Origin of the sequence: Caulobacter sp. CCH9-E1, assembly GCF_001556515.1 — a bacterium.
In the GTDB taxonomy this organism is placed as follows: Bacteria; Pseudomonadota; Alphaproteobacteria; order Caulobacterales; family Caulobacteraceae; genus Caulobacter.
In genome coordinates, this window is record NZ_LSJA01000189.1 from 1 (window position 1) to 5,565 (window position 5,565).

Consider the following 5,565-nt stretch of genomic DNA (forward strand, 5'->3'; position numbering starts at 1 on the left):
AGCACTTGCCCCCTCAGTCGCTCCGCGACAGCTCCCCCGCATCGCGGGGGAGCATCTTTTTACCCAAACACTTAAGCACCTACTTGACTATCCGCCCTCCGCCCCGATACTTAAGCACATGCCTAACCAACAGCCCTCGCTTGATCTGATGTTCCAGGCCCTCGCGGACCCCGCGCGGCGGAGCATGGTCGAGCGGCTCAGCCGGGGCCCCGCCTCGGTGAGCGAACTGGCCCGGCCGCTGGACATGTCGCTGCCGGCGGTCATGCAGCACCTGGCCATGCTGGAGGCGGGCGGGATCGTGACGTCGGAAAAGGTCGGCCGGGTGCGCACCTGCCAGATCCGTCCCGAGGCGCTGTCCCTGGCCGAACAATGGATCAACCAGAGGCGCACCCAGTGGGAACAGCGCCTTGATCGGCTGGGCGCGTTCCTGGCCGCCGAGGAAGAGGAGACGAAATGACCGAGCGCCCCACGGCCCGCAGCGCCATCCACGCCACCTTCGTCGTCGAGCGGGTCTACGCCGCCTCGCCCGCCCGGGTGTTCGCCGCCTTCGCAGATCCGGAGAAGAAGGCCCAGTGGTTCCACGGCCCCGAGGAATGGGGTCCGCCCGAAAGCGGCATGGACTTTCGGGTCGGCGGCGAGGACTACGCCGTCAGCCGCCCGCCGGGCGAGTTGCCGCACCACTTCCGCAGCCGCTACCACGACATCGTTCCGAACGAGCGGATCGTCTACACCTACTGGATGCACCACGGCGAGAACCTGGCCTCGGTGTCGGTCTCGACGATCGAAGTGCGGCCGGAGGGCCCCAAGACCCGCCTGGTCATCACCGAGGTCGGGGTGTTCCTGGACGGCTACTACAGCCCCGAAGGCCGCGAGGACGGCACGCGCCAGCTGATGGAGCAGATCGCGCCGATCGTGGAGGGGTGAGATGCTCTTCCGCCCCCTCCGGGGGAGGACGACCGCGAAGCGGTCAGGTGGGGGCGAGTAAGGTGATTTAGCTCCACACTTGCCCCCTCCGCGCCTTCGGCGCTCCTCCACCAGAGGGGGAAGAAGTCAGCTTCAATGCCCCCCCGCGCTCGGCGGCTTGGCCATCTTCGCCACGTCCGCTTCCGTCACCGGCTTGGCGTAGTTGTTGCCGAAGTGCGTGCGGACATAGGTGATCGCCTCGGCCATCTGGGCGTTGCTGAGCGTGCCGACGAAGCCGGGCATGCCGCCCTTGCCGCTGGTCACCACCATGATCGGATAGGCCGCTCCGGCCAGCTTCGGGTTCGAGGCCAGGGCCGGAATGGTCCCCGCCCCCACCCCGCCCTTGGCGTCGGCCATGTGGCAGGCCTGGCAGACCTGGGTGTAGACCTGCTCGCCGGTCACCGGCTTGGCCGCGCGGACGATGCCGCCGCCGGTGTCGCCGCCGCCGGACGCCGGCGTCTGGGCCATGGCGGGGAAGGCCGCCAGCAGGGCCGCCGTCAGAACGATCTTCCTCATGATCAGGCCTCCAGCGCACGCTTGTGCAGACGGGTGATGGCGTCGATGGACGAGAGCAGCGCCCCCTCCATCCAGCAGCCGACGTAAGAGGCGTGCTCGCCGGCCAGCACGATCCGGCGGTCCATGCCGACCAGGGTCTGGTAGTGCTGCTTGCGGGTGTCCTCGTTCCAGCGGGCGCAGCAACCCAGGCTCCAGGGCACGCGGCTCCAGGCCACCGAGGCGCCCGACAGGAACTCCTTGCGGTAGCTCTCCGGATGGATCACCGAGCCCTGCGCCAGGGCGACCTCGATCCGCTGCTCGGGCGTCATGCCGGCCAGGCGATAGGCGCCCAGCTCGCGGGCGAAGGCGCCCAACAGCACGGCCGGGCCGTCCTTGAACATGTTGTTGTTCGGATAGGAGATCAGGGCGATCTCCTGGTCGGTGAAGCTGTGGCCGCCGTAGATGTAGTCGTCTTCCTCCCAGAAGCGGCGCTTCATCTCGAGGCCGATCTTGACCTGGCCGGAATAGGGCACGGCCTTGATCGCCGCCATCATCTCGTCGGTGACCTGAAGGTCCATCTGGCCCAGCACGCCCAGCGGGATCGTACAGACGCACCAGTCGGCCTTGGAATCGACAGCCTTGCCGGTGACGGTGTCGGTCCAGCTGACGGTGACGCCCTTGTCGTCCTGGGCGATCTTGCCGACCTTGGCGTTGTAGGTGATCAGGCCGTCCACCTGCTTGGCGAAGCCCTTGCCGATCATGTCCATGCCGCCGACCGGCTGGAACATGGTGGTCTGCATCTCGTGGTTCATGAAGAAGCCCATCGCGGTCCAGACCTGCGGGTCCAGCACGTCGTGCAGGCTGTAGAGGTCCTTGGACGGGATCGGGGCGCCATTGACACCGCCGCCCGGCGGCCGCTCGTAACCCCGGTGCGACGAGGCCTTCAGGCTGGGCGAATATTTGTAATTGTTGTCCAGCAGGCCCCAGCCCTTCATGGCCTCCAAGAGCTTGTCGCGGTCCTCGGCCGTGACCGTGTCGTCCAGAGCCTTGGCGTTGACCGACTTGGCCAGCAGCTCGGCGATATTGCCCTCGAAGTCGGCGGCTGCGGCGTTGAAGCGCACCGGCTTGCCGCCGAAGGCCTGGGACGAGTGGATCCAGCCGGAGTGGTTGAACTGGATGAACGGCTCCAGCGCCACGCCGAACGCCTTGCAATAGTGCAGCAGGGTCCGGTGGTGATGCGGGATCCGCCAGGGTCCCGGGTTCAGGTAGTTGCCGGGCGAGAAGGCGACCTTCTGCGTCGCGCCGCCCAGCTCGGTATAGGTGTCGCCGCCCCGCAGCGACCAGTTGCGACCGCCGGGACGGTTCTGGAACTCCAGGATCTGAACCTTGTAGCCGGCCTTGCGCAGCTCGTAGGCGGCCAGCATGCCGGCCAGGCCCGCGCCCAGCACGATGACGCTGGCGCCGGGCCGCGCGCCTTGCAGGTTCGGCGGGCCGTGGAACTGGGTCTCGGCCGCGTGGCCCAGGGTGGTCATCGCCTGATAGAGCGCCGCCGTCCCGCCGACCTTGGCGATGGCGGACAGAAGTTGGCGCCGTGTCGGCGCCCTGACACCGGAGTCCATGTAAGCTCTTCCCCTCACGCGCCGCCGACTTCGGCGTGCGGATAGAAGGGCTATCAGCCGTTGCGCCGACGGCGAGGCTTCACGGCGACCCGGCCGGACGATGCGGCCAAGGCTGCGAATTTATCGGCACAAGGACGGCCTGGTTGCGCGCGAACTGTGCAGCGCCCTATCTGACCACGCGCAGGCTCGGACGCTCGTCGGCGACGCGCTCCAGGGGGACGACGAAGTGGAAGCTGGAGCCCTGCCCCAGCGCCGTGTGGACGTCGATCGTTCCGCCCATCAGCTGCACCAGCTCGCGGCAGATCGACAGCCCCAGCCCCGCCCCCTCGTGAGGCCGCGTCGAGGACTCGTCGACCTGGGAAAAACTCCTGAACAGGTCAGGCAGGTATTCCGCGGGAACGCCGGGGCCTGTGTCCTCGACCTCGAACCGCAGACCTTGCGTCGAGGGGCGGACGCGGACGGTGACCCCGCCGCGCTCGGTGAACTTGATCGCGTTGGCGACCAGGTTGCCCAGCACTTGGCGCAGCCGCATCGCGTCGCCTCGCCAGCGTCCCCGGATATCGGGCGCGACATCAACCGCCAGCGACAGGCCCTTGACCGCCGCCGCGCCGGAGAAGGCCAGGCAGGCGGCCTCGACCATCGGGGCCAGATCGAAGGCGTCGGACCGCAAGCGCACGGCGTGGCTCTCCAGCCGGGCGATATCGAGGATGTCGTTCAGCAGGGCCAGCAGGGCGCGCCCGGACTCTTCGAGGATCCGCAGGCGACGGGCCTGGGGCTCGGTCAGCGTGTCGGCCGCCATCACCTGGGCCATGCCCAGCACGCCGTTCAAGGGCGTGCGGATCTCGTGGCTCATATTGGCCAGGAACAGGGTCTTGGCGGCGTTAGCGGCCTCGGCCTCGGTCTTGGCGGCGATCAGGGCGCGGCGGCTGTCGCGCAGCTGGACCAGGGCCTCGGCGACGCGCCGGAACAGCAGGATGGCGGCGACGCCCATGACTACGAACCCGACCGTCAGCCACGGCGCCAGGGTCTTGAGCAGCGACAGCCCCGGATCCTTGGCGTCCCAGGACAGCACGCCGACCGGACGGCCGTTGATGTCCGACAGCGGGGCGTAAGGCTTCTGGCCGCGCGGCGCGGCGCGCAGCTCCAGCCCGTCCAGGCCGTAGGCGTCGGAGAAGTCCCGAAGGAAAACCGCGTCGATCCGGCGCGCGGTGACGACCACCGCCGACGGGCCGCGATAAGCCTCCGCCGCGGCCTTGCTCTCGGGCGTGACCGAGGCCAAGGCGACGAGGTAGACTCCTCCGTCGCTCCGCATCAGTCCGGTTCGCGCCGCCTCGGCGCCGGCGCCCAATCGCCCGGCCGCCAGGGCGCGGCGGGCGTCATCCGCGATCTTGTCGGCGATCGGCTTCGCCTGGGCGGGAAGAGTCCCAAGGGCCTGTTCGGACGCCCTGACGCCGTCCCTGGAAGCGTAGACCACGGCGCCCGACCGCATCACGAACGTCACGTCGTGGCTGAACTGGATCTTGTAGTAGCCAGCGAAGTTCGTGTCGGCCCAGGCGAGATCGGTCTTCGCGCCCATGGCCCGATAGGCGCTGTCCCACAGGGTTGCGGAGGTCAGCTCGCGCCGCACCCGTTCGAGGTCGCGCGCGATCGATCGATCAGCCAGACTGATCTCGTCCTGGGCCTCGATGTGATCCAGCGTCCTGGCCGTGACGATCATCAGCGCCAGGCCGCCCAGGATCGCCACGATCACCAGGACGGCCGCCGCCACCACCATCCCTTGGATGAGGCGCATGGGCCGGTTGAGCGTCCGGCGGGAAGAGGAACCAGGTCTCGCCATCCGACCGCCTTACGCCGCCAGGGATAGCGAAGCGTAAAACGCGGCCTTTAGCCACAGGCAGGCGAAAACGCTAAATCCTCCCCCCAGCGGGGGAGGTGTCGGCGCGTAGCGACGACGGAGGGGGAAGACGCCGGGTCAGCAGGACTTCCCCCTCCGGCGCTTCGCGCCGCCTCCCCCGCTAGGGGGAGGATTGGGATCAATCCACCGCCAACATGCCCTCCAGCTTCAGGCGGAAAATCAGCACGCTGTCGGGCGGGATCTCGCCCATGTCGCGCGAGCCGTAGCCCAGCTCCGGCGGGATGTAGAGGGTCCACTCGTCGCCGACCTTCATCCTGGGCAAGGCTTCCAGCCAGCCCTGGATCAGGCCGTCGGCCGGCATGATCGCCGCCTTGCCGCGCGCGAAGCTCGAGTCAAACACCTGCCCGTTCAGCAGCTTGCCCTCGTAATTGACCTTGATGATGTCGCCCAGCTTCGGCGAGGGGCCGTCCTTGGGGCCGCTGGTCACGACCTTGTACTGCAGGCCGGACGGCAGGCTGACGACGCCCGGCGCCTTGGCGTTTTGCTCGAGGAAGGCCTTGGCCGCCTGGGCGTTGGCCGAGGGGCCGGCGTTCAGCTGCGGCGGCGGGGACGGCTGCGGGGTCTGGGCGTGGG

Annotated in this window: 6 protein-coding genes; 2 read left to right on the forward strand and 4 right to left on the reverse strand. The window is 68.6% G+C overall.

All coding sequences use genetic code 11. The annotated features are described in order from the left end of the window. Positions 1 to 148 precede the first annotated feature (148 nt). Together AX690_RS11675 and AX690_RS11680 are read left to right on the forward strand one after the other, a co-directional pair. Entirely contained in the window at positions 149 to 457 is a 309-nt protein-coding gene (locus tag AX690_RS11675; protein ID WP_231732179.1) for a helix-turn-helix transcriptional regulator, read from the forward strand. Next, positions 454 to 924: an SRPBCC family protein gene (locus AX690_RS11680; protein ID WP_066681193.1), complete on the forward strand. Its 471-nt coding sequence runs from the start codon at positions 454 to 456 to the stop codon at positions 922 to 924. Before AX690_RS11675 ends, AX690_RS11680 begins: the two co-directional genes overlap by 4 nt. Before the next feature lie 132 nt (positions 925 to 1,056). On the opposite strand, the gene AX690_RS11685 is transcribed toward AX690_RS11680, so the two are convergent. The 4 genes from AX690_RS11685 to AX690_RS11700 all read right to left on the reverse strand — a co-directional run. Further along, positions 1,057 to 1,479 (reverse strand): cytochrome c, encoded by a 423-nt coding sequence (locus tag AX690_RS11685; protein WP_066730383.1) that lies wholly within the window; start codon positions 1,477 to 1,479, stop codon positions 1,057 to 1,059. Between the two features lie 2 nt (positions 1,480 to 1,481). Further along, entirely contained in the window at positions 1,482 to 3,077 is a 1,596-nt protein-coding gene (locus AX690_RS11690) for a flavin monoamine oxidase family protein (RefSeq protein WP_066683070.1), read from the reverse strand. A 166-nt stretch (positions 3,078 to 3,243) separates the two neighbouring features. Then, positions 3,244 to 4,869: an ATP-binding protein gene (locus AX690_RS11695; protein ID WP_231732181.1), complete on the reverse strand. Its 1,626-nt coding sequence runs from the start codon at positions 4,867 to 4,869 to the stop codon at positions 3,244 to 3,246. Between the two features lie 241 nt (positions 4,870 to 5,110). Next, a partial coding sequence (locus tag AX690_RS11700) for an FKBP-type peptidyl-prolyl cis-trans isomerase (protein WP_066730384.1) occupies positions 5,111 to 5,565 on the reverse strand: 455 nt, incomplete at its 5' end.

Coding starts and splice junctions, on each gene's coding strand:
- AX690_RS11675 (WP_231732179.1), top strand. CDS start 149: ATGTTCCAGGCCCTCGCGGACCCCGCGCGGCGGAGCATGGTCGAGCGG.
- AX690_RS11680 (WP_066681193.1), top strand. CDS start 454: ATGACCGAGCGCCCCACGGCCCGCAGCGCCATCCACGCCACCTTCGTC.
- AX690_RS11685 (WP_066730383.1), bottom strand. CDS start 1,479: ATGAGGAAGATCGTTCTGACGGCGGCCCTGCTGGCGGCCTTCCCCGCC.
- AX690_RS11690 (WP_066683070.1), bottom strand. CDS start 3,077: ATGGACTCCGGTGTCAGGGCGCCGACACGGCGCCAACTTCTGTCCGCC.
- AX690_RS11695 (WP_231732181.1), bottom strand. CDS start 4,869: ATGCGCCTCATCCAAGGGATGGTGGTGGCGGCGGCCGTCCTGGTGATC.